The 23979-nt window shown below is 54.9% G+C and carries 15 protein-coding genes; 13 read left to right on the top strand and 2 right to left on the bottom strand.

What is annotated here, in order from left to right:
* The first annotated feature begins 193 nt into the window (after positions 1-193).
* From CX651_RS10865 to CX651_RS10850, 4 genes are all read left to right on the top strand, one after another.
* Positions 194-1588, top strand: coding sequence for a PhoH family protein (locus tag CX651_RS10865; RefSeq protein ID WP_039033471.1), 1395 nt, complete (start codon positions 194-196; stop codon positions 1586-1588).
* 134 nt (positions 1589-1722) lie between these two features.
* Positions 1723-5415, top strand: coding sequence for a response regulator (locus CX651_RS10860; RefSeq protein WP_101056015.1), 3693 nt, complete (start codon positions 1723-1725; stop codon positions 5413-5415).
* Positions 5416-5475: 60 nt separating this feature from the next.
* Positions 5476-7881: a zinc-dependent metalloprotease gene (locus CX651_RS10855; protein WP_101056014.1), complete on the top strand. Its 2406-nt coding sequence runs from the start codon at positions 5476-5478 to the stop codon at positions 7879-7881.
* 120 nt (positions 7882-8001) lie between these two features.
* Positions 8002-10785 (top strand): M16 family metallopeptidase, encoded by a 2784-nt coding sequence (locus CX651_RS10850; RefSeq protein ID WP_101056013.1) that lies wholly within the window; start codon positions 8002-8004, stop codon positions 10783-10785.
* Here CX651_RS10850 and CX651_RS10845 read toward each other — a convergent pair.
* Positions 10782-12590, bottom strand: a complete 1809-nt coding sequence (locus CX651_RS10845; RefSeq protein ID WP_101056012.1) for a protein kinase domain-containing protein — start codon at positions 12588-12590, stop codon at positions 10782-10784. The genes CX651_RS10850 and CX651_RS10845 overlap by 4 nt on opposite strands.
* 228 nt (positions 12591-12818) lie before the next feature.
* On the opposite strand from CX651_RS10845, the gene CX651_RS10840 reads away from it, so the two are divergent.
* The 8 genes from CX651_RS10840 (at position 12819) to CX651_RS10805 (ending at position 21392) form a co-directional block, all read left to right on the top strand.
* Positions 12819-13166, top strand: coding sequence for a hypothetical protein (locus CX651_RS10840; protein WP_101056011.1), 348 nt, complete (start codon positions 12819-12821; stop codon positions 13164-13166).
* A 285-nt stretch (positions 13167-13451) separates the two neighbouring features.
* A complete protein-coding gene (locus CX651_RS10835) occupies positions 13452-13649 on the top strand; it encodes a YheV family putative zinc ribbon protein (RefSeq protein ID WP_039034984.1) in 198 nt (65 codons plus the stop codon).
* 173 nt (positions 13650-13822) lie between these two features.
* Positions 13823-17494 (top strand): ATP-binding protein, encoded by a 3672-nt coding sequence (locus CX651_RS10830; protein ID WP_101056010.1) that lies wholly within the window; start codon positions 13823-13825, stop codon positions 17492-17494.
* Positions 17494-18144: a hypothetical protein gene (locus CX651_RS10825; RefSeq protein ID WP_025011291.1), complete on the top strand. Its 651-nt coding sequence runs from the start codon at positions 17494-17496 to the stop codon at positions 18142-18144. Before CX651_RS10830 ends, CX651_RS10825 begins: the two co-directional genes overlap by 1 nt.
* On the top strand, positions 18141-19361 hold the full coding sequence (locus CX651_RS10820) for a phosphoenolpyruvate carboxylase (RefSeq protein ID WP_101056009.1): 1221 nt from the start codon (positions 18141-18143) through the stop codon (positions 19359-19361). Before CX651_RS10825 ends, CX651_RS10820 begins: the two co-directional genes overlap by 4 nt.
* A gap of 273 nt (positions 19362-19634) precedes the next feature.
* Positions 19635-20777, top strand: coding sequence for a transglutaminase-like domain-containing protein (locus tag CX651_RS10815; protein ID WP_101056008.1), 1143 nt, complete (start codon positions 19635-19637; stop codon positions 20775-20777).
* A 16-nt stretch (positions 20778-20793) separates the two neighbouring features.
* On the top strand, positions 20794-21111 hold the full coding sequence (locus CX651_RS10810) for a mercuric transporter MerT family protein (protein ID WP_101056041.1): 318 nt from the start codon (positions 20794-20796) through the stop codon (positions 21109-21111).
* A complete protein-coding gene (locus CX651_RS10805; protein WP_101056007.1) occupies positions 21108-21392 on the top strand; it encodes a heavy-metal-associated domain-containing protein in 285 nt (94 codons plus the stop codon). Before CX651_RS10810 ends, CX651_RS10805 begins: the two co-directional genes overlap by 4 nt.
* Before the next feature lie 95 nt (positions 21393-21487).
* Here the strand turns inward: CX651_RS10805 and CX651_RS10800 are convergent, their stop codons facing one another.
* Positions 21488-21907 (bottom strand): CBS domain-containing protein, encoded by a 420-nt coding sequence (locus CX651_RS10800; RefSeq protein WP_101056006.1) that lies wholly within the window; start codon positions 21905-21907, stop codon positions 21488-21490.
* A gap of 247 nt (positions 21908-22154) precedes the next feature.
* Here CX651_RS10800 and CX651_RS10795 point away from each other — a divergent pair, with 247 nt between their 5' ends.
* The gene (locus CX651_RS10795; RefSeq protein WP_101056005.1) at positions 22155-23918 is read left to right on the top strand and encodes an alkaline phosphatase D family protein; all 1764 of its coding nucleotides are present in this window, start codon (positions 22155-22157) and stop codon (positions 23916-23918) included.
* Positions 23919-23979: the final 61 nt, after the last annotated feature.

Genomic DNA, 23979 nt, shown 5'->3' with positions numbered 1-23979 from the left:
GGCCATTAAAGAGACTGCAAAGGGTATTTGTCATCCGTTGCTAAAGGTGCCAGTATTAGTTTAAGCCATGTCACAGTGGTGAAACCTACCCGCAATCAGTTAGAAACAGGAGTGACATATACCCCAACCCCAGGCCTGCGCTGGCCCATGACAACAAAGCTGTGAGTAGCTCATTGACGCAAATGGAGGCGCCATGGAACAAGACGACAGAAAGTTGTTTGTACTTGATACCAATGTGTTATTACATGAACCCTTAGCGATTTACTCCTTTAAAGAACATGATGTTGTGGTCCCAATGACGGTACTGGAGGAATTGGACCAGATAAAAGACAGAAAGCGGGATGTCAGCCGCGATGCCAGGGTCGCCATTCGGGCGCTGGAAGATATCCTCGGCGGCAAGACCACTCCGGAACAGATAATCAAAGGGGTTCCCCTTCCAAGCCGCGAAGGGCACACAGATGCCACAGGTACTCTGGCCATCTTCCCCGACCACCAGATTGAATTCACCATAGGCTCGCTGCCCGGCGACAACAACGACAACCGCATCATCAACACAGCCCTGCATCTGCAAAATCAATACGAGCCCCGTACCGTGGTGCTGGTCACCAAAGACATCAATATGCGTCTCAAGGCCAAAGGTGCCGGGATACTCCTGGTAGAAGACTACCGCACAGATCAGCTGATCGATGACATACGTTTTCTGTCCAAGGGTTTTCATCAATTTGAAGGCAACTTCTGGGAGCATCTGCACAAAGTGGCCACCGAGCGTCATGGCCGTCATACTGTGCACGATGTGCCGCTCAAGGACCTGGGCGACGATCTGTTTTATATCAACCAATATCTACTGGACGATGAGTCCGAATTTTGTGGCCGGGTGGTCGGCCGCAGTGAAACCAGTCTCAATGTGCTGGATCTCGGTCGCGATCGCCTGATGAATATGGAGGCCTGGGGCGTGAGACCGAAGAACATCTATCAGGGCATGGCGCTGCAGGCCTTGATGGATCCCGATATCGATCTGGTTATTCTCACCGGCCCAGCAGGATGCGGCAAAACACTGTTGGCGATGGCGGCAGCATTGGAGCTGGTGGTGGAGCGAAATCTCTACGACAAGGTGATAGTCACCCGTAACACCCCGGAAATTGCCGAATCGATAGGCTTCCTGCCGGGCACGGAAGAGGAAAAAATGGCTCCTTGGCTGGCGGCAATTACCGATACCCTGGAGGTGCTGCACAAGCATGATGTTAACCCCAGTGGTTCACTCAACTACATAATGGAAAAGGCCAATATCCAGTTTAAGTCGATTAACTTTATGCGTGGGCGTTCGATTCAGAACTCGGTGGTATTGCTGGATGAGTGTCAAAACCTGACGGCCTCACAGCTGAAAACCATGATCACCCGTATGGGAGAAGGCACCAAGCTTATCTGTTGCGGTAACCTGGCGCAGATAGACTCCAACTATCTGACCGCGGTCACCTCGGGTTTAACCTATATGGTTGAACGCTTTAAAAATTTTGAGGGTAGTGCCAACATTTATCTCAACGGCGTAGTGCGCTCACGGCTGGCAGAGTTTGCCGAAGAGCAGCTCTGATAAACCCTGCTACTGAAAAAGGCCCCATTTCGGGGCCTTTGCTTTGTGCGGGGTACTGCATATGCAGCCAAATTAAGTATATGATATCTTTCTTCCCCACCGCTTGGGGATGGGCCGTGATGCAAGGGTAATGGATGAAATTGAGTGAGCCGGATCTGCAGCTGAAATCTCCGATCCAGAAAAATTACAACCGTGCAGTGTTTTACACCTATATGGGGGTGATTGTACTGGCGTTGCTCACCGCCTGGGTGTTTTTTGAACGCCAGAAGACCCAGCAGATGGAGCTCAGGGAAGAACAGGTCGATCGCCATGTGATGCAGATTGACCTCTTGCTGGAATCCAGTATCCGTGCGGTCAAGAGCCTGCGTAATGTGGCCGTGGACCACTTGCGCCTGGCCGAGCAGGTGCGCAAGGACAGGCTGCCTCAGTACGAGAAATTCAACGAAAGTGGGCAGTTCTTTACCCTGGAGCCTAATTACGCCAGGAGTGGTGAACCCTTCACCAACATGGGGCGGATAACCGGCTCAGGTACTCTCGATGGCCGCGGCGACAAGTTCTATCAGGAACTGGAGATGCTGTTTGAGCTGTCATTGTCGTTCCCGGTCGCCAAGGAGGCTGCGCCCAAGGCCTCGGCCATCTATTATCTGTCCAAGCGGCGGATGATGTCCTATTACCCCTGGCCCTCGGACGAGCAGCGTTTTCGCGATGAACTGCTGAACAAGAAACAGTTTCAACTGGCGACTCCGGCGATGAACCCCCAGCGCAGTGTGTTCTGGAGTGAGGCCTATGTGGACTCGGCCGGTAATGGCCTGTTGACCACCCTCGGGGTGCCCATCTATCTCGAAGATGAGTTTATCGGCTCAATTAATCTGGATATGACACTGGCATCGCTCGCCAAACAGATACGTCTCTATTTCAAAATGCCGGGCACTGTGATTTTGCTGGATCAGGGCAATAATATTCTTTCCCACAGCGATTTTGATACCTCCAGCATTAACCGGGTCTACCACATCAGTCAGCGGATCCCATCCGAGCTGCATTCATTGCCTGAGTCCGAGCTGTTCGATGCCCACGAGGGGATGATCCGTAACGGCTATTACATCCACTCAGTGGCGCTGCACAACGCCCCTTGGCGCTTGCTCTATCTGCAGGATGTTGACGATCTGTTTCTGGACTCGTTCGAGAAGCTGCAGCTGAGCTTTATTTTAGTGGTACTGGCCTTGTCTGTGCTGGTGACCATAGTGCACTGGCAGACTCGCCGCTCTTTCGTCAGCCCGGCCTCGCGCTTGCTGTCACACCTGGAAGACTGTTCCCGTGAGCCGATCCGGCCGCCGGCGAAGATCACCCAGGGCTGGGAGCCCTGGTTCCAGTTGGTCAGCCGCATTTTTGAAGAAAACCAGCAATATACCCGTCACCTGGCAGAGCAGAACAAGCGGCTGGATAAACTGGTGGCCCGGCGCACCGAGCGGCTGAAGGAAACCACAGAAAAGCGGGAGCGGGAATACGCCCTGCTGCGCTCTTTGTTGGACTCGATTCCTGAAGCCATTGTCTTCAAAGACAAAGAAGGCAAGTACCTCGGCTGCAACAAGTCAGCCGAGCGGGTACTTGGCTATACCGAGGCCGAGATGATCGGCCTGAATTCAGATACTTTGACCACCCCGGAGCAGGCCGCCAGAATTCGCGCCGAGGATGAACAGGTGCTCAAGGACAGGGCGCCGCTGCGCTATCAGGAAAAGGTCGAGCTGGCGGGCAAGCCCGTGCTGCTCGATACCCTCAAGCTGCCGTTTTATAACCGCCGCGGCGAGATGCTGGGCTTGATTGCCGTTTGGCGTGATGTGACCCGCGAATATGAAGCCGCCGAGCAGTTGCGTTTGTCGGAAGAACGTTATCACCTGGCGATGGATGCGGTGGAAGATGGCCTGTGGGACTGGTATCTGGATTCGGAGCAGATCATCTGCAACCCGGCCTACTACACCATGCTGGGCTACAAGACCAATGAGTTTCCGGCGCTGCTGTCGACCATAGACGAGCTGATCCATCCGGACGACAGGATCCGGGTTGAAGAGTATCGCGAGCAGTATCTGGCCGATCCCATAGGCGCCTATGAGATAGAGTTCCGAATGCGCGGCAAGAGCGGGCAGTATCACTGGGTGCTGTCCCGTGGCCGGGTGGTGGAATTTACCGCCAACAATGAGCCCAGGCGTATGCTGGGTACCCACAAGGACATTACCCGCAGCAAGAGCAACGAGGTGGCCTTGCTGGAGGCCAAGAAAGATGCCGAACTGGCCAACCTCTACAAGAGTGAATTCTTGGCCAATATGAGCCATGAGATCCGCACGCCGATGAATGCCATCATAGGCATGCTGCAACTGGCGCAGCGCACCAACCTGACGGTGCAGCAGAAAGATTATCTGGAGAAGGCCGGCTTCTCGGCCCAATCATTGCTGCGGATCATCAATGACATTCTCGACTTCTCCAAGATTGAAGCCGGGAAGCTGGAGCTGGAGCGGGTCTCCTTCCCGTTGGACAAGGTGCTGGAGCACGCCTTGGATATCAACTCACTCAAGGCGCAGGAGAAAGGGGTTGAGCTGTTACTGTATGCCCCTGTGACCGCCGGACTTATGCTCAAGGGTGATCCGCTGCGTCTCGGCCAGGTGCTGGTGAATCTCTTGTCCAACGCGGTCAAGTTTACCTCTGAAGGGGAGATTGAACTCGGCTGTGAAGATGTCGGCGAACGCGATCATCGTATAACCCTCAAATTCTGGGTTCGCGACACAGGCATAGGGATCAGCAAGGAGCAGCAGGAGATACTGTTTGATGCCTTTGCCCAGGCGGATGGTTCCACCACCCGTAAATATGGTGGCACCGGCCTTGGCTTGTCCATCAGCAAGCATCTGGTGTCCATGATGGGCGGCAAGATGCAGGTGCAGAGTGAGCCGGGTGTCGGCAGTGTATTCAGCTTTACCATCAGCTTTGAAATCGCCGAAGAGGCCAAGATTGAACCTCTGGTGATGCCGGAGCAACTCAACAGCCTGCGGGCGCTGGTGGTGGACGATAACTCTACGGCGCTGCAGATATATTCGACCCTGATGCGCGATTTCCACTTCGAGGTGGACACTGCTGCCAGCGGTGCCGAAGCCCTTTATAAGTTGGAAAAACAGGAAACCGACCTACTGCTAATCGACTGGATGATGCCGGAAATGGATGGCCGTGAGGTGATCCGTACCCTGGATGAAATGGTGGCCAATGGCAGAATAAGCAAGCGCCCCGTGGTGATCATGATGACGGCCTATGCCGCCGGTCCATTGGCCCAGGAAGTGGAAGATGCCAATGTGTTTGCGCTGCTGCAAAAGCCCTTCAAGGCCTCGACTCTGTTTGATGAGATAATCTCAGCCTTTGCCGAGAAACCTCATTCGGCGACTGTGGCTGAAATTACCGACAACCAGAGCGGTGGTCATAAAGGCCTGGTACTGCTGGTGGAAGACAACCTGATCAACCAGCAGGTGGCCTCCGAACTGCTGCGCAGCGCCGGTTATGAGGTAGATCTGGCCGACAATGGTCAAATTGCCCTCGATATGGTGGAGCAGCGCCAATACGATGCGGTATTGATGGATATTCAGATGCCTGTGATGGATGGCCTGACGGCGACCCGGGAACTGCGCAAGAAATACGACAGGGAGACCTTGCCGATTATCGCCATGACGGCCCATGCCATGTCAGGCGATCGTGAGAAGAGCCTGGCGGCGGGAATGAACGCTCATATCACCAAGCCTATTATGCTCAATGAACTCTTTGATACCTTGAGTGAATGGGTGGGCAGGACTTGAGATAAACCGGCCGATCCCTTAACTTGAATGGCAACTTACAGATAACAATCAGGAGATGGGATGAAACCTCAAAGTTGGACCTTGTTGTTGGCGCTGATCGCGGTACCCGGATTGGCGCAGGCGGCACAGGAGAGGGAGGCCGCCGACGTCATCAGCGAAAGCACTCAGGCCGAAGGTTTTATCAATCTCTTTTATGATGCCAAAGCCGGGCAGCTGTATCTGGAACCGAGCAAACTCAACCAGCCTATGTTGCTGCTCTCCAGCTTGCCCCACGGCGCCGGATCCAATGACATTGGGCTCGACCGTGGGCAACTTGGGTATACCCGCATGGTGCAGTTTGAGCGCCAGGGCCCCTATATTCTGCTCAAACAGCTCAATACCCGTTTTCGCGCCGATACCGACGACCAAGCCGAGCAAAGAGCCGTGCATGAAGCCTTTGCCGAATCAGTGCTCTGGCGCGGCAAACTCCTGCCGGGAAAACGTCTGCTGGTGCCGGTCAACGACTTGATGTTGCAGGACCTGCACGGCATCAGCCAACAGTTGGCGGCCAGGGGCCAAGGGCATTATCGTCTGGACACCAGCCGCTCTGTGGTGTTGCCAGCCTCGGTCAAGTCGTTCGAGCGTAACTCGGATGTGGATGTGCAGCTGACTTTCGCCAGTGATAAGGCCGGCGCCAGAGTCGCCGAGGTGACCCCGGATGGCCAGGCCCTGTCTCTGAGACTGCGCTACTCCTTTATCGCCTTGCCCGAGCCGGGTTATCAGGCGCGCCTCTATCACCCCATGAGTGGTTATCTGTCCGATGAATACAAGGACTATGCCACCGCCATAGATCAGGATATCAACCAGCGCTTCTTGCTGCGCCACCGGCTGCAGAAGGTTAATCCTGGCCCTGAGCCAAGCGAAGTGGTTGAGCCCATTACCTATTATCTGGATCCCGGTGTCCCCGAGCCTATCCGCGGTGCCTTGCTCGAAGGCGGCCGCTGGTGGGAGCAGGCTTTCAATGAGGCGGGGTTTATCAACGGCTTCAAGTTGGAGCTATTGCCGGAAGGCGCCGACCCTCAGGATGTGCGCTACAACGTGATCCAGTGGGTGCACAGGGCCAGCCGTGGCTGGTCCTATGGTGCAGCAGTGACAGATCCCCGCAGTGGTGAAATCATCAAGGGCCAGGTCACTCTGGGAAGTCTGCGGGTACGTCAGGATCACCTGATTGCCCGTGGCCTTACCGCAGGTTGGGAAGACAGGCAAGCGGCCGATGAAGCCGCCATGGCCTTGTCTCTGGCGCGTATTCGCCAGTTATCGGCTCATGAAATCGGTCATACCCTGGGGCTGGATCATAACTTTGCTGCTTCCACCAATAACAACGCTTCTGTGATGGATTACCCCCATCCCTATGTGCGCCTCGATGGCAAGCGGGTGGATATCAGCCAGCCTTACGCCGAAGGGCTGGGGGCCTGGGATAAGTTTGCCATCAAGTACGGTTATGGTGACTTTGGTGATGAAGCCCAAACCCAGGCCGCGCTCAAGTCGCTGCTCAAAGAGGTGCAGCAGCAGGGGCTGAGATACATAGGCGAGGGTGATTCGAGGGCGACTTCAGCCGCCCATGCCTATGCCAGCCTTTGGGACAGAGGCGAGGATCCGGTTAAGGAGTTGGCAAGAATGCAGCTGGTCAGGCGCCAGGCGCTGGAGACCTTCTCCGCCAAGGCGCTGTTGCCGGAGCAACCCTTGGGCGAACTCAGTGATGCCCTGGTGCCCATCTATCTGTTGAATCGCTACCAGATCAGCGCCGCGGCCAAGTTTGTTGGCGGCATTGACTACAATTACCTGGCTGATGCCGGTAGCGGTAACTGGCACTTTATTGCACCGGAATTGCAGAAGCGGGCATTGGAGACTGTGCTGGCGACTCTGGATCCCAGAGAGCTATATCTGCCAACTGAGCTTTTGGAGCAACTGGTGCCCAAGGCTGGCAACTATTACCGTAGCCGCGAGAGTTTCGACTCATCTTTGGGGGTTGCCGTGGATCAATTGGCCATGGCAGAAGTGCTCAGTCGTCACACAGTGTCGACGCTGTTGAACCCTGAGCGGCTCAATCGAGTGGATCAGGCCTTTGCCAGAGACACAGAGCAGTTGTCGGTAGAGGATTTGCTGGATAGATTGCTGGCTAAGACACTGCTGAAATCACTGCCTTCGGGAGATCAGACCAGTATTGCGATGAGGGTAAATGCGGTAGTTTTGGACGGTATGTTGCAGAGTCTGGAGAGTGACGCCAGCGCCCCGGAAGTCAAAGCCATGTTGAGGATGAAGCTGGATTATCTGCTTAAGCAGTTGCCCAGAAAAGAAAAAAGAAGTTCAGGTTACAAGGCTGCCCACTATGGACAACTGCAAACAGTGCTTGAACAGGCACTGAAACAAGCCGGGGGCAGAGTGATCAGCAAGCCTGCGAAAATGCCACCGGGCTCACCGATTTAGTACGTTGTAAGGTATTGATTATGTGACACAATTAATTTCTTGTCTTATATTGGCATCTTTCATGTTCCAGAGGTTCGGGCCCTTTTGCACCGAACCTCTGTTTTTTTGAGGGAATTCGTTATGCCAAAAATCCTGTTTCTCAGAGCCTGGCTCGGCAGCTTGTTGCTGCTGTTCTGCTTCGTTGCCAAGGCCGAAGGGCTAAGCGTTAGCCCTCGCATTCATCAGGGCCAACTGGACAATGGTCTTAAATATCAATTGGTGGACAATAAGACGCCGGCCAACGCCATAGTGATGCGGATGCGGATCGCCTCCGGCTCACTGCTTGAGGCGGAAAATGAGCAGGGGCTGATGCACTTGCTGGAGCATATGGCGTTCAAAGGCTCGGCAGCTGTCCCGGAAGGGGATATGATCCCAAGATTGCAACGTCTTGGTTTAAGTTTTGGCGCCGATACCAATGCAGTGACTGATTTCGAACAGACGGTCTATGAGTTCAACATCACCCAAGGGGATGAGCAGAAGTTGGATACCGGGCTGATGCTGATGCGGGAGATTGCCGACAGACTCACTCTGGATCCCAAGGCACTTGCCCAGGAAAAAGCCGTGGTGTTGGCCGAGCTCAAGGAGCATCAGTCGGCTGAGTTTGAAAATTATCGTAATCAGCTGCACTTTTGGTATCCATCGAGCCTGCTGCCAAGACGTTTACCTATCGGTGAGGCTGATATCATCAAGGCTGCAGATGTAGCCAAGTTGCGCTCTTTATACCAGCGTTTCTATACTCCTGAGCGAACAACACTGATCCTGGTAGGCGACTTTGATATCGCCCGTACCGAGGCTCAAATCAAGCAGTTGTTTGCCGATTGGAAGCCGCACCCTCAGGCGGTTGCCCCGGCACGGGTGAAGCTTTCACCGCCTGTGGTCAGAAAGCAGCCTCAGGCGGACGCTTTCTTCAATCCTCGTTTGTCGACTCAAGTCTCTCTGGGGGTACTGACTCCCAGAACACCAAAGCCTGACAGTATTGAGCTCCGTCAACAGATGATACTCGAGTCGCTGCTGGGGAGTATGCTCTATCAGAGATTGCAGTCACACCTGTTTGCCGAGGAAGGTGTAAGCCATGCTTCTGTTGAGTTGGGCACAGAGTTTGGCACTGCGGTAAGGGTGGAACTGGCGCTGGAGACCCAGGAAGACAACTGGCCGCAAGCCGTGGCTCTGCTGGAGCAGACTATACGTCAGGCCCTACAATACGGCTTTAGCAGCGACGAGCTGCAGCAAGCGCTGAAGAGCGAACACAAGCACTACCAGCGCAATCTGGCCGGTAGCAATACCATTCATAGCTTCGACTTGGCAGAAGTCTTGGTATCATTAGATGCCAACGACATGCTGATGTTGGCCCCCTCAGATCAACTGGCCATTTTTGAGGCCTTGGCGCCGCAGATTACCCCGGCTCTTATCCAACAGACATTGGCAGAGCTTTGGCAGGGGCAACCCGGTATCTATCTCTCCGCTGCCAAGATCCCCGTCGATGTAGAAACACAATTGCTGAAGGCATATGAGCAGAGTCAGCTGCAGCCCGTTGCCCCCTATACAAGCACAAAAGCCAGCGAGTTTGCTTATCAAAGCTTTGGGGAACCGGGCAAAATTGTCGCCGACAACAGGGATCCCGATACCGGAATACGCCAGTTGCGTTTTGCCAATGGGACTCTGCTCAACCTCAAGCCTACCGAATTTGAGCAGAGCAATGTGGCCGTCAGCTTGTCATTGGGATTCGGTGATTTGCCATTTCCGCGCCAAGAGGGTTTGGGCACCCTATTTAACAGCGCCTTTCTGCTCGGCGGGCTTGAGCAGCACTCCTGGCAACAGTTGGCGGATATCTTTGCCGGGCAGGACATTTCGGCAAATATAGGAGTCAGTACTGAAGGCTTTGGCGGCGTCACCCATACCAATGCCGCTGAACTCAGAACCCAGCTGGGGTTACAGGCCGCCTTTTTAACCGCACCGGGCTGGCGCCAGGAAGCCATTACCCTCTTTCGGCAACAAGTCAAGGCAGAGAGCCAGAGCCGTAATGCCAACCCGAATAGCGCTTTCTGGGATGGTTTGAGTGGACTCCTGCACCCAGGCGATCACCGTTATGGTTACGGCCGGGAAGAACAGGTATTGCAGCGGGACTTTTCTGAAATTGCCAAGGTGTTGGCATCGGCACTGGATAAGGGAATGCTGGAAATCGCGCTGGTAGGTGATTTCGATGAGGCTCAGGGGATAAAAGCGGTTGCCGAGACATTCGGTGCCATCAAGCGGCATCCTGCCAAGGCCCCGGCCTTCGAGCGGCCGGTATTTCCCAAGGTGCCGGCTCAGAGACAGATTTTCCATAGAGGCGCCGAGAACTCGGCGGCATTGGCCTGGCTGTGGCCGACAACCGACATGCAGGATGTTCGACGCCACAGTGAACTGATGTTACTCGAACAGGTGATGGGCATTTTGTTGAATGAAGAGGTCAGGGAAAAAGCTGGTGCCGGATATTCGCCTTATACCTTCAATCATTTCGATTGGCATCCAACAGGTTACGGTTATCTGGGACTGTTTACCGTCACAGATGCAGCCAAGCTGAAGGCGGCCGAACAGGGCTTTGCCGCAGTCGAGGCCAGAGTCAAGGCCAAGGGCGGCATAGATAGCGATCTATTGGAGCGGGCGCGCCAGCCCTTGTTGCAGTGGTTGGATAGTGCACCTGCCAGCAACGGTTTCTGGTTGGATCTGGCGGCAACGGCCCAGAGCCGACCGGGCCGTTGGCTGAGTTGGCAACAGCGCAGGCAAATGCTGGGGCAACTGGATAGTGAAGCCCTGGAAGCCGTGGCCCGTGAGTATCTTGAAAATGAGCGCCGCTTGAGTGTGACCACTACTTACGGCGACTAACCACCGCTCTTGGGGTTTCTCGGATAGAAGCGCTCCGGCTTGCGCTGCAGGTGCTCGAACCTGCGGGTATTTTTATAGGGTAGCTTCATAAACCCCGAGACCCCCTGGCCCTGGATCTTGTCGACATGACTGAGGATCCTGTCCAGACAGGCGCGAAACTGCGCCTGTTTTCTAGGGTTGAGCAGTCTCAGATAACTGTGGATCTTCATATGGGTTGGCAGGGCTTCGAAGATGATACAGCCTGTGTGGTGTATCTGGTTGAGCCAGCCCAGCTCTGTCATGATTTCCGCAGGCAGCTCCAGGTTTTCATCCGGATCCCGGCCATCTTCAAAGTAGGAGTGCAGCCGGGATTGATCTTCGAGTGTCGGCACATCGCCCACCTCAAAGGGCAGCAGCTGATCTGCTTTGGCCTTGAACTGCTCTGCAGGGGCGCTGCGCTCCAGGTGCAGGGTATCTTTGGCGTTGAAGAAACAGGCCTTGAAGATACCTATGCGATGAATGCCCCGGGCCAGGGTCACCATGTTGTTGACCGCCTGAATCAATGCCGGCCTGAGCTCTTCATCATAAAGCGCCAGGTTGGAGTCGATATAGACGCCTGTCTCCTGCCAATGAATCGCCAAGCCACCCACAATCGGATACTGCCCTAGGCGGCCGACGGCAGCGATAAAGCCCTTCTCTGTGTCTCCCATACCGGCGAGGAAGTTGCGGTAGTACTTCTCCAGTTGAATATCTTCTGCGCGAATAGCCTCGGCATCGGCGTCCGGATGATGGCTGCGCAGAAACGACTTACGCGAACTGTAGCTGACGGTTTCCACGTCCCGGGCCCGCTTCTGTACCCAGACGGGGATCTCGGCATTCAGCTCCTGTGGCAGCGGCGGCAGTAAAAGATGCTGGCTGTATCTCATGCTACGCAGGAAGTAGTCGCCGGCCTTGAGACGGGTGAGAGGATCCGAGCCCAACATCCCCTCGAGGATCCTGGCCAATTCTAGCGGCAGACCTATGCTGGTGGGCGGGATCACCTGGGAACCGAAGCGGCTGGCCTGGCCGGACGCCAGCGCATAGAGGGTGGCGGCAACCCCCTGTTCATCAAACCTGGGGCTGGAAAGCGCCCCCGAGAGTTGCTCATCGCCGATAAAGTAAACATCGCCCATGCGGGCGTTGGTATGCTGCTGATCGCTCGACATTAACTCCATCACATTGCCGCCAACCGGGCGGTTGTCGGCATCGCGCTGGGCAAATACTGCCGAGCCCCAGTCAATCAAAGACAGCTTATCTTCCTCTGGGTCATAAACCAGGTTGGAAGGTTTGATATCCCCGTGTACCAAGGGTCTGCCACTGCGCAGATACTGCAGCAGATCCGCCAACTGCCTGGCAATGCTCATGATTTCCGCCACAGGCAAGGCGCCTTGGCGGCGGCAGCGTTGATCCAGATCCTGGCCCTGAGCTCTGGCCATCACCAAGATCCCCTGGCGCCCGACTCTGTCGAACTTTATCAGTGGCGGCACATTGGGATGATTGACCTGAGACAGCATGAAGGCTTCTTCTTCCAGTCTGTCCTGCACCTGCTGAGGCAGGGTAATACGGGAGAACTTGAATACATGTTCCTGGCCATGGCGGTTTCGTCCGGCGAACACAAAACCATAGGCACCTTTGCCTATCAGTTGCGGATCGTCATAGCCCAACTTGATCAGTTGCTGGCGGCAGAGGCGGATCCAGGCTCTGTGTTTGCGAGCGTCATCGGCCTTGAGCAGATAGACAGACTGCTCTTCCGAAATATAAAAGTGCTGCAGCTCAGGTGTTTGCAAGCGATTTCTCCATTGGCAGAAGCAAGGATACAAAATAACAACAAGCAGAAGCTCATTAAAACAGCAAGGGATAACAGCGGCAAGTTGTGACTCTGGGATCCAGCTCAGAACCAGGCTTCCTAGCGTATCCTTTTGGGCGGCACTTTGACCTATATCAATTTCATTGCGCCCTCCCCAGAGTAACCTGTTTGCAACAAGCCGCAGTGGCAGAAGAGATTTGGAGGCCTTATGTCAGTGCCAGATAAGCAGGAGCTGATCGAATTGTTCGAGTATGCCCGTCCCAGGGTGATACAGTCGATGGAATTGCGTCATTGTCCCCATGCGGGTTTCTATAATCCGGTGGATGAGCGCTGTAACTTTTGTCATCAGGGAATGGAATGTATCTGGATGAATCAGAATGATGAACTGGTGGATCTGGAGCAGAAATCACTCGAAGAATTGAAGCAGCAGTTATTGATAGCGGTCGACTTTGTCGATTCCAGCCTGAGCCCGCACCATTTGTCACGGCGCAAGTGTCAATGTGATAACTGCAATTGGTTGCGCAAGGTGCAGGAGACCCTGGCCAGATTGTCTTGATAGTACTCCGCATAAAAGTTTGTGTTGCCACTCAATGATGCCGGCTCATTGGGTTAAGTGAACTTCCTGGTGGAATGGTATTGGAATTGCGCGATACCATTCCTTGTCTGGACTCAATCCCAAATAATCTGCTACATATTTCCTTCAACATTCAGCTGTAACCTTCTGGTTTTATATGGGTTATTTCTTAATGGCACAAACATTGTCCTAACGCTGCTTAAAATGCGCCACAGCGGCCACAGATATGGCAAAATAATGCCATTGCTTATCAACTAGACTCAGAAGATGAACAGGATCAAGAAACGCTTTGTGGCTGGAGCCAAATGCCCCAAATGTCAGGCCCAGGACAGCATAGTGCTGTTCAAGGAGAACGGCATAGAAACGGTCGAGTGTGTCGAGTGTGATTACCGCGAGCAGCAGACCGATGATAAGGTCAGCGACAAGGCGACCGGTGAAGTGATAGGCCTGTTCAAACCTGAATAATATTCTTTGATACCCGCAGCGGATCCCGCTTTCTTTACCGGCCCTTCAATTGCCAAGGGTGGGGCTTTCCATTAATTTAAGGGTTTTGCTGTATTGAGGCGGTTTGCCCGCCTGTTGCCGCGAGTGCCGGGGCCTCTGGCTATTTGGCGCTTGCTGTCTGCATAAGGATTTATATGCCAAGCTTGATTCGAATAGTGCTGATCGACACCCATCTGCCGGGCGTGGTGGAACTGAAGCTCGATGGTCATACCAATATCTGTGGTACCAACGCCTCGGGCAAGACCACGCTGCAGCGTCTGGTGCCTGTGTTTTATGGTGAATACCCCAGCCGGGTCGTGCCTTCGACCCGTGACAGCTTCGAGCGCTGGTATCTGCCCAGAGAATCCAGCTATATCATTTACGAATACCAAAAGAGTGATGGCTTGCTGTATCAGGCGGTGCTGGCCTCGGCCGGCGATGGCAAAGGGGTCAACTATCGCTTTATCGCCAAGGGATTTGAACTGGAAGACTATATCAAGTCCCAAAACGGCGACACTATTTTGTGCCATACCATGGCTAAACTGGGCAGCGAGATGAAACGCGCCGGAGTGAACCATACCAAGCTTTTGAATACCCGAGAGTTTCGCGCCATCATCCAGAATGACCGTACCTTGCTGAACACAGGTTCCAGCCGCACAGAGCTGCGCAGCTATGCCCGTTTGTTCTCTCTGTGCGAGGCCGACCATTCACTGCGCCATATCGAAAAACTGGCCAAGGCGGTGCATTCCAAAGAAGGCAAAATGGAAACGGTCAAGTCGATGATCGCCGCCATTTTGGAAGAGGATGGCGTTAACCCGCCGGCATCAAGGCTTAATCCACAACGCGTCGAGGCCTGGATCCGCGAGAGCCAGCTGATCGCCGGGTTCGAGCAGATCCGTCCCGAATTTGACAAGCTGGAGCAGGAGTTCAACGAGCTGCTGTCGGCCGAACTGCGTCTTGGCAGCCTGGCCAAGGGCTATCGCAATGACGAAGTGCTGGAGGCCCAGCGTCAGGAGCAAAATCAGACCCTGTCGCGGGAGCTGAACTTCCGTCTCAAGGCATTGGACGATGAGTGGAAAGAGCAGCGCGATGAGCTTAACCAGGAGCTGTCTGCCGCCAAGGGCGATGTCGCCAAGCTGGAATATGAACTCGACGCCATCGAAAACCAACATGCGGCGTTTCTCGATGCCGATATCGAACAGGCCAAGGCCAATCTGGAACAGCTGCCGTTGTGGCGTAGCGATCTTGAGAACCTCAGCGAAAGACACAAGCTGCAAACAGAGAAGCATCAGGATATAGAAGCCGCCTATAACGCCCGCCGCAGCAAGATTGGCGAACAGCTCAACAAGGAGCTGGAAAAGCTGCAACAAGAGTTGGATAAGCAACGCGAGGCCCGCGACAAGCAGCGTGAAGTGGCCCGGGAAGACTTGGCGCGCCTCGATGCCGAATTCCGTGAGCAGCAGGAAAACGGCAAGGCCAAATTCCAGGAGCAGGAGTACCAACTCAAGCTCAATGCGGCCGAGCTCAAGCTGCAGGTCGACAGTGTGACTTATACCGAGGAGGAGAAGCTCAGCCTGGCGGTATTCGACGAGCGTATCGACCGTGCCGATGCCGAGCAGGAGGCTGCCAACGCCAAGGTGGAGCGGCTGATGAGCGAAGAGCGCAAACAGCGCTCACTCAGGGATCAGGCCAGCGAATCACTCAGAATTGCCGCGCTCAGAGTCACGGAGCGCCAGGGCGATCTGGACGATCTCAAACACATGCTGTTCCCTCAGTCCCACACCTTGCTGGAGTTCCTGCGAAAAGAAGTGCCGGGTTGGGAGCAGCACCTGGGCAAGGTGGTACATCCCGACTTGCTGCACCGCACCGACTTGCACCCCAATGTCGGCGCCGAAAGTGACAGCCTTTTTGGGATCTCATTGGATCTCAAGGCGCTGGAAATCCCCGAATACGCCAGTTCAGAGCCTGAGCTGAGGGCAAAGCTGGCCAAGGCCGAAGATGCCCTGCAAAACGCCTATGGGCTGCAGGAAGAAGCGGAAGAGCGCCTGGTGCAGGCCAACGAAGCACTGGATAAACTGAACCGTGAGCTGACCTTTGCCCGCACGGCATACAAGAATTTGCGTGACGATTTGCGGCGTCTGTTCGAGGAGCGCCGCACTGTGCAGGAGCAGATCAACAAGGCGTTGGCTGAGCGTAAGGCACAGGCCGGTAAACGCCTGACGCTGCTGGATCAGGAGATGAAACAGCTGCGTAACCAGCACCTGGAATGGCTGGAGGAGCTCAAAGAGCAGGCGCTGGATGCCAGAATGGAAAAGAACGCCTACTGGCAGGAAGTGGTTGGCGCGCTGGAGCAGCATCTGGAGCAGCTCAAAGAGAGCATCAATCAGCGCCGCAGTCGTGCCAAAGAGGAACAAAAAGCCTGCGAGCTGTGGTACAAGAATGAGCTTAAGTCCCGCGGGGTGGATGAAGACAAAATTCTCGCCCTCAAGCGGGAGATCCGTGAGCTGGAAGGTGCCATTGCCGCTGCCGAGCAGCGTCGCAGTGAAGTGCTGCGCTATGACGACTGGTATCAGCATACCTGGCTGGTGCGTAAACCCAAGTTGGTGACCGACCTGGGCGAAGTCAAGCGCGCCGCCTCCGAGCTGGATCAGCAGCTGAAAACCAAGGCCAACGAAGTCAAACATGCCCGCCAGCAACTGGAGCTACAAAGGCGCCAGTCTGATGCCGCTCAGGTAGAGGCCTCGGAAAACCTCACCAAGTTGCGCGCCTTGCTGCGTAAGCTGGCCGAGCTGAAATTGCCGCGCAACGATGAAGAGCCTCAGGGTAGCCTGGGTGAACGTCTGCGTCAGGGCGAGGAGCTGCTGCTCAAGCGCGAGCATCTGCTGGGTTCGGTCAGGCAGTATGTGGATCATTTCGATCAGGTGATTGCCAGCAAGTCAGGCTCCAGCCTATCCGAGTTCTGGGAAAAGGCCCGTGAAGAGTCCAGCTCTGTCAATGACAAGGGCATACGCCTGCTGGATTACCGCAAGTTGGTGCCGCATCTGGCCCAGTTGCTCAATGTGATGGTGCCGCAGTCGATTACCGCGCTGCGTGAACAGGGCCGGATCTTCGGTGTCGACCTGACTGCCTTTTACGATGTATTGGCCGATATCGACCGCCGTATTGCCTCCCAAAGTGCCCGTATTACCCGCGAAGTCGGGGAGGAGCTGTTTCTTGAAGGCGTCTCTGAATCTGCGGTCAGGATCCGCTCGCGGATCAGTGAGCTGGAGTTCTGGCCTGAGCTGGAGCAGTTCGTTAAGGCGTTCCGCGCCTGGAAGGCCGAAGGCTTCACCGGCCTGCCGGATGAGCACTATACCAACAGCATGCGCCGGGCGCTGGATATCATAGGCCGCTCGGCCCTGACCGGCGGCATCGCCAAGCTGCTGGAGATTGAGCTGCGCCTCAAGGAAGGCAATTCGGATCTGGTGATCCGCACCGACCGTCAGCTCAACGAGTCATCCAGTCATGGTATGGCTTATCTGATCCTCTGTAAGTTCCTGCTGGCCTTTACCCGTTTGCTGCGGGGCAAGGCGGATGTCACTGTGCACTGGCCGATTGATGAGCTGGGCACCTTGCACCACGCTAACGTGAAGAAGATCTTCGATGCCTGTGAAAACAACAATATCAGCGTGTTGGGTGCTTTCCCCAACCCTGAGTCCGAGGTACTGAATTTGTTTGCCAATCGCTACATCATCAACAAGCAGACCAAGCGACTGCAGGTGGTTAAACCCAAGGTCGATCCCATAGCGCAAAAGCTCTCTGAGCGCTTGGCCAAGGAGGCGGTGTAATGAGCGAATTGCAAAGTACCATCGTCGGCTCAGGCGCCCTGATTGAACGTCTGCTCAAGGGTGAATTTATCTGCCGCACCACGGATGAGGAAGGTTGGCGTTCACTCAAGAGTCCGGCCACCCGTGACAGAGTCGAGGCCTATCTCAACCAAATCAACCGCACTGTGGCCCAGGCCGCCGAGGGCGAAGTCTTTTTCTGTGGTTATCTGCAGTTGGGGGAGGACGAGCGCAAAGTGATTTCGGCGCAGTTTCGCGATATCTGCCAGGCGTTGATCCCCATGGTGGAATGGCTGGTATTGGTGCAGGAAGCCAGCGGCCAGGACGCGCCCCTGACTGAAGGCGCGGCGGTGCGGCTTACCGAATTGCAGAGCCGCATTGAGGATACGCCGGCGTTTCGCGAGCAACTGGCCAAGCTGAGCCAGTATCGCTTGTTCGGCTCCAGCTCAAGCAGTGTCGATGGCCAGATTAAACTGGTTTTCAAGCGCTTGCAGGAGCTGGGTTATCTGGTGCGGCCGAATCCGGAAAAACAGATCTATATCGCCACCGGCAAGCTGGATTACCTCTACGAAGTGATCCGCTTTATCGATGAAACCGAGGGCCTCAGTCTGGAGGCTCAGGCTGAAACTGCCACCCAGAGGGATCTGATATGAGCAGCAACCTGCATCAGGCCGGGGTCAAGCTGCTGAGGCTGCTTGGGCGTAACGCCGAACTGGTGATGGACGCCTATCTCTCCGGTAGCTTGGACGAGACCCGGCAGGAACCCGCGCTGCTGAAGAAGCTTACCGACAACGGTATTCTTTGGCGTCCCGAGCCGGACGAACCGCTCAGATTGTCGCGTAATGTCAGGGCCCTGCTGGAAGAGGGCCTCAAGGATGAGCGTAACCGCCAGATCAACGCCAACGTCGGTTCGGCCCTGGCCACCATCAAGACCTTGGCCAATCACTACCGTGAGGCGCGCGCCAGTGTGGATTACAGCGCCGCCGAGGCCTATCTGGCGGACTTGACCGAACACGTATTCAGCTTCACCGAGAGCCTGCGTTACTCCATTCGTGTGCTCTGGGGCCGGATCAATAATGAGTTCGGTTATGTGGGTTCAATTAACGCCAAGATCCGTGAAAACGAGCTGGCCCAGAGCCAGGTATCGGAACTGCTTAACGGCCTGGAGCTGTTTGAGTTTACCGAGCTTGGCGAAATTGCCGGTGATATCCGTGAACTGCGCCGCCTGCTGGTGACCATGTTGCAGGAGACCCTCAGCGATTGCACCCAGGAGCTGAGCGTGGTGCAGGGGCGTCTGCTGGAATTGCTGGGACGCTTCAGGCAGATCCGCGGTCGTACCCGTTTGCTCAAAGGCTGGTTGCTGTATACAGATTTGCACCCCGACTATCAGGTAGCCGACCATGTGGCGCACAAGCAGGTGCCTGTGTTGTTCAATCATGCCGAGGCCTTGCTGGCACCGGCATCTGTGGATGTGAATAACAGCGGCCAGGAACTGCAACTGATGGAGATGGTGGCCCGTATCAAGGCTATCAGTCGTGACCATCTGCCCAAGAGGTTGCAGGAGCACGACGTGCCGGTTGCGGTTAATCCTCAGGAAGACTTTGATATGCCGGATAACCCGCTCAAAGAGGCGGTAGATGAGTACTTCTGCGCCGTCATTGACTCGGGCCGCAACACTTCGGCGCTGGAATATCTGCAGCAGCAACAGCTGTCCTGGGATCCGGAAAGCTGGCTCTATCAGGTGATAGGCGGCTTCGAGGGGCTCAGTGAAGAGCACAAGCGCTTCTTTGCCCTGGAGCCTTTGGGTGAACCCCATCCGCTTTATTCGGGTAACTTCATTATCCGCGACGTGGAAGTGGGGCTGAGATAAGCCCAGGTAAGAATGTGATCCGGCGCCGGTTTTCCGTCTGCAATACCGGCTTTACATTGGTAAACGTAAGGCGAGACAAGATGACCAATATGGTTGTTTTGTCTCGCAAACTTGTTAATTTTTCTTATTATTCCACCTTACTGATGACTCTGGCTACACTAACCCTGTGTCTGCGGCTTTGTTGCGGTGCCAGGGGCCGCCACTTATAATGCTTCTGCCCGCCAGCGGGCACCTCATTGACTCGTCTGTTAATCAAACGTAAGGAATCGAATAATGCAAAGACGCAATTTTTTAAAAACTGCGGCTATTTTGTCGACGGCCGGTATCATCAGCCCTGTGATGGCGGCCACATCGAAGACCAAGGCCGTCGAGCATTATTCCGCCGACGGCCGCAGACACTTCACCCTGACTCAAGATTACCAACTGATTGCACCCGAGGGCTCAGAGGGCGTGGTCAAGTTGTGGATCCCGCTGGTGGAAGACACCCAGTTTCAGCAAGTTCGTAAGCTGAATTTCAAAGGCAATTTCCAGGACGCTTACATCACTGCCGCTAACAGCTATGGCGCCAAGACACTATTTGCCACTTGGCCTGATGCCAAAGGCAAGATGGAACTGCAGTTGGTGATGGAGCTGGAAACCCTCGACTGGGAACCGCTGAAAAACGGTGAACTCGAACATTATCGCGCCCCCGAAACTATCCAGTACCCGGTGGATGTGGAACACTATCTGCTGCCCACCAAGCATATGCCCATTGATGGCATAGTGAAGCAGACTGCAGACAAGATTGTTGGCAAGGAAACCGATCCGCTGCAAAAGGCCCGTCTCATCTACAACTGGGTCAGCGCCAATATGTTCCGCGACAACGACGTTATCGGTTGCGGTACGGGTGATGTGGCCACTATTCTCGAGAGCGGCAAACTGGGGGGCAAGTGTACTGATATCAACTCGGTATTTGTGGCCTTGGCTCGTGCCGCCGGTATTCCGGCGCGGGAGATGTTCGGGATCCGGGTAGGACAGGCTATTAAGATGGGCAAATACTCCAAGAAAGCCTTCGGCAGCAGTGATGCCTATGGCCTGGCCAAGGTCAGTGGTGGTCAGCACTGCCGCGCCATGTTCTATCTGGCGGGTTACGGCTGGTTGCCGGCCGACCCTGCGGATGTGACCAAGATGCGTTTGACCGAGAACAAGCAACACCAGGATCCCGATGTGCAGGCGGTCAACGACTATCTGTTCGGTAACTGGGAGATGAACTGGGTTGGTTTCAACTTCGGTCGCGACTTCGATCTGGCGCCTATGGCCGAGCAGACGCCGCTGAACAACTTTGGCTACCCTTATGCCGAAGTGGATGGCGACCCTGTGAACTACTATGACCCTAAAGTTTTCGCCTATGATTTCCAGTCAACAGAACAGCTCTAAGGGGTTTTTGGCGACACTGGCAGCAGCCGTTGTTGCCGCCGTCGCCTCCAGCCTGTGCTGTATTGGGCCGCTGATCTATCTGGTTTTTGGGGTATCGGCAGCCTCGCTGTCGGGCATTGAACAGCTGGGCTGGCTGCAAATACCCATGCTGGCGTTGTCGACTCTGTTGATCCTGCTGGGCTTTTGGCGTTTGTATTTCTCCAAAAAGCCTCTGTGCACCGCGACCATGAGCCGCACCAGAATGTTGCTGCTCTATTGGCTGGCCGTGCCTGTGGTCTTGGCGTTTCAGCTTTACCCTTTTGTATTACCTTGGCTGTTAGAGGTGTTTGAATGAGAAGCTTGTTACTGGTTTTACTGCTGCTGTGTACGCCGTTTGCCTGGGCGGGCAATCAGGTGGTTACCCTGGATGTTAAAGGCATGACCTGCCCTTTGTGTGTCACGGTAATCAACAAGGCGCTGCGCAAGACAGAGGGCGTTATTAAGGCCAAGTCCTCGCTCAAGACCCAGCAGGCCAGAGTGATAGTGCCTGAAGGCTTTGATATGGATGCGCTGATAAAGGCGGTGGATGAAACCGGCTATAAGGGCAGTATCAATAAGATAGAGCCAGAGGCCTAAGCTCTAAGACCCGGTTCATTCAATAGGTTCAGCTTGCGCCAAAAGCAAAAGCTCTGTCCAATAAAGCGTGCTCTAAGCACGCTTTTTTGATGGGTTCAGGCCTTGAGCAATTCCCGGCACAGTTTGACGAAGTCAGAAGAGGTGACTATGCCCTGCACCTTGTTGTGCTCGTCCACTACAGGCAGACAGCCATGTTTGTTGGCAATAAAATAATCCACCACTTGAGTCAGCGGCGCATCGGCCATGAGTGGTTCAAAGTCGGTTTCAATCAGATCGGCTATCAGGGTGCCACGTTCCTTTCGTTCCAGTGCTCCCTGGCCATAACGAGTCAGTAGATTGACTACTGTGGCAATCATCTTTTTATGAGTGAGTATCCCTACCAGAGTGCCGCTGGTTTCTGATATCACCGGCAGATGGCGTACGCTGCGGGAATGCATCAGTTGGTGGGCGTCCTTGACGCTGGCGCCATCACTGATACACACCACTTGGGTACTCATGATGTCTTTGACTTTCATTGTTTTGTTCCTTCAGCAGGGCCCTGGCAGGGCTAATTATTTGTCCTGTAAGGCATTTTGCCCTCAGCCACTGTAGGCTGCAAGCGCCTTGGCCTAAAGCTGGCATTATTTTGTTTAACTGACTGAATTCATTTGAATATCAATACATGGTTACCTAATTGTCACAATTGTGTAATAGTTTAACTTCACAATCTGGACATCCGACCTCATACCAGCATGATGAAGCGTTTTTAAAGGAATAATAACAATGACCCGTAACTTCTCCCGTCGTGACTTTCTTGCCCTCTCTGCCAAAGGTGTTGGCGCCGCCGTACTTTCATATGGCCTGATGGGCTGCTCCAGTGACAATGATGACAATACTGTCGCCGCCGATTTTCTTCATGGTGTCGCCAGCGGTGATCCCACTCAGGATGCCGTGATTATCTGGACCCGGGTCACACCGCAAACGGCGGGGGATGTCAGAGTATCCTGGCAGGTGTCTCGTGATGGTGCCTTCAGCGACTTGGTGACCACAGGTGAAATGGTGACCAATGCCGAACGTGACTACACGGTTAAAGTCGATGCCATAGGGCTGGAGAGCGGCAGCCGCTACTTCTATCGTTTTATGACGGGTGATAAGACATCCACGGTCGGTATGACCAAGACCCTGCCCGAGGGCGCGGTCGATTCGGTTAAACTGGCGGTTATGTCCTGCGCCAATTTCCCGGCCGGTTACTTCAATGTCTATGAATTGGCGGCGCAGCGGGACGATCTCGACGCCATGCTGCACTTGGGCGACTATATCTATGAATATGGTCGTGGTGGTTATGCCAGTGAACATGCCGCCGAGCTGGGCCGTGAGGTACTACCCGCGGGAGAGTTGCTGTCCTTGAGCGATTACCGTACCCGCTATGGCCAGTATCGCGGCGATGCCAGTTTGCAGAAGCTGCACGCCAAGCTGCCGTTTATTACTGTCTGGGACGATCACGAAGTGGCCAACGACACCTGGAAGGATGGTGCCGAAAACCATAACCAAGGGGAAGGGGACTTCGACGCCCGTAAACAGGCGGCATTGCAGGCTTACTTCGAATGGCTGCCTATCCGCCCATGGCGCGAGGGCAATCATGAAGAGATCTACCGCAGTTTCAGCTTCGGCGATCTGCTGGATCTGCATATGCTGGATACCCGGGTGTTGGCCCGTGACAAACAGTTGGACTATGGCAACTATCTGGATTCGGCTACCGGCGCTTTCAACGATCAGCAGTTTCTCGCCGACGTGACCGACACTCAGCGTACGCTTCTGGGCCAGACCCAACTGCTGTGGTTGCAGGGAAAACTGTTGCAATCCAGCGCCAAGTGGCAGCTTTTGGGGCAGCAGATACTGATGGGGCGGATGATGTTGCCGGCGGCGATAGCCACGCAGCAGCTGCCTATTCCGCAGTTTGCCGAGTTGGCGGCATTGGCGCAGCTGGCGGCTCGTGCTCAGGCCGGCGATCCGACGCTGACCCAAGCGGAACTGACCTATCTGGCTGCCAACCAGGCCAAGCTGACGCCGGAAGTGCTGGCGCTGTTGCAACTGCCGTCGATCCCCTACAACCTGGATGCCTGGGATGGCTATGCCTATGAGCGTGAAGTCGTGCTGGCCACTGCCCGGGCTTCGGGTAAAAACCTGGTGGTGATTGCCGGTGATACCCACAATGCCTGGGCCAATGATCTCAAGGACAAAGATGGCAATATGGTTGGGGTTGAGTTTGCCACCAGTTCGGTTTCCTCCCCGGGGCTTGAGTACTACCTCAACCTGCCACCAGAGCAGATCCCGGCGACAGAGGCGGCTGTTGTAGGGCTGGTGGACGACCTTAAATACGCCAACCTGTTGAACCGGGGTTATATGACGCTGACTTTCAGCAGCGAAGAGGTGGTCAGCGAGTGGTTCTACGTGGATAGCATTCTGAGCAAAGATTTCACTGAAGCCGAGGAGCGGCGCGCCATTGCCCGCTCCTTGGATGGAAAGCCTGGGATCTTGCTTGGCTGATTATTGGCTTATATTGTTACCCGCCGAGTCTTGGTGAGTTTGAATGAAGTTGTTGAGCCAT

This window comes from Shewanella chilikensis (genome assembly GCF_002836945.1).
Lineage (GTDB): Bacteria > Pseudomonadota > Gammaproteobacteria > Enterobacterales > Shewanellaceae > Shewanella > Shewanella chilikensis.
This window is presented reverse-complemented; position numbering and strand designations above follow the sequence as displayed.

Excerpts from the sequence above, each read along its gene's own strand:
- CX651_RS10865 (WP_039033471.1), top strand. The coding sequence starts at position 194 with ATGGAACAAGACGACAGAAAGTTGTTTGTACTTGATACCAATGTGTTA.
- CX651_RS10860 (WP_101056015.1), top strand. The coding sequence starts at position 1,723 with ATGAAATTGAGTGAGCCGGATCTGCAGCTGAAATCTCCGATCCAGAAA.
- CX651_RS10855 (WP_101056014.1), top strand. The coding sequence starts at position 5,476 with ATGAAACCTCAAAGTTGGACCTTGTTGTTGGCGCTGATCGCGGTACCC.
- CX651_RS10850 (WP_101056013.1), top strand. The coding sequence starts at position 8,002 with ATGCCAAAAATCCTGTTTCTCAGAGCCTGGCTCGGCAGCTTGTTGCTG.
- CX651_RS10840 (WP_101056011.1), top strand. The coding sequence starts at position 12,819 with ATGTCAGTGCCAGATAAGCAGGAGCTGATCGAATTGTTCGAGTATGCC.
- CX651_RS10835 (WP_039034984.1), top strand. The coding sequence starts at position 13,452 with ATGAACAGGATCAAGAAACGCTTTGTGGCTGGAGCCAAATGCCCCAAA.
- CX651_RS10830 (WP_101056010.1), top strand. The coding sequence starts at position 13,823 with ATGCCAAGCTTGATTCGAATAGTGCTGATCGACACCCATCTGCCGGGC.
- CX651_RS10825 (WP_025011291.1), top strand. The coding sequence starts at position 17,494 with ATGAGCGAATTGCAAAGTACCATCGTCGGCTCAGGCGCCCTGATTGAA.
- CX651_RS10820 (WP_101056009.1), top strand. The coding sequence starts at position 18,141 with ATGAGCAGCAACCTGCATCAGGCCGGGGTCAAGCTGCTGAGGCTGCTT.
- CX651_RS10815 (WP_101056008.1), top strand. The coding sequence starts at position 19,635 with ATGCAAAGACGCAATTTTTTAAAAACTGCGGCTATTTTGTCGACGGCC.
- CX651_RS10805 (WP_101056007.1), top strand. The coding sequence starts at position 21,108 with ATGAGAAGCTTGTTACTGGTTTTACTGCTGCTGTGTACGCCGTTTGCC.
- CX651_RS10800 (WP_101056006.1), bottom strand. The coding sequence starts at position 21,907 with ATGAAAGTCAAAGACATCATGAGTACCCAAGTGGTGTGTATCAGTGAT.
- CX651_RS10795 (WP_101056005.1), top strand. The coding sequence starts at position 22,155 with ATGACCCGTAACTTCTCCCGTCGTGACTTTCTTGCCCTCTCTGCCAAA.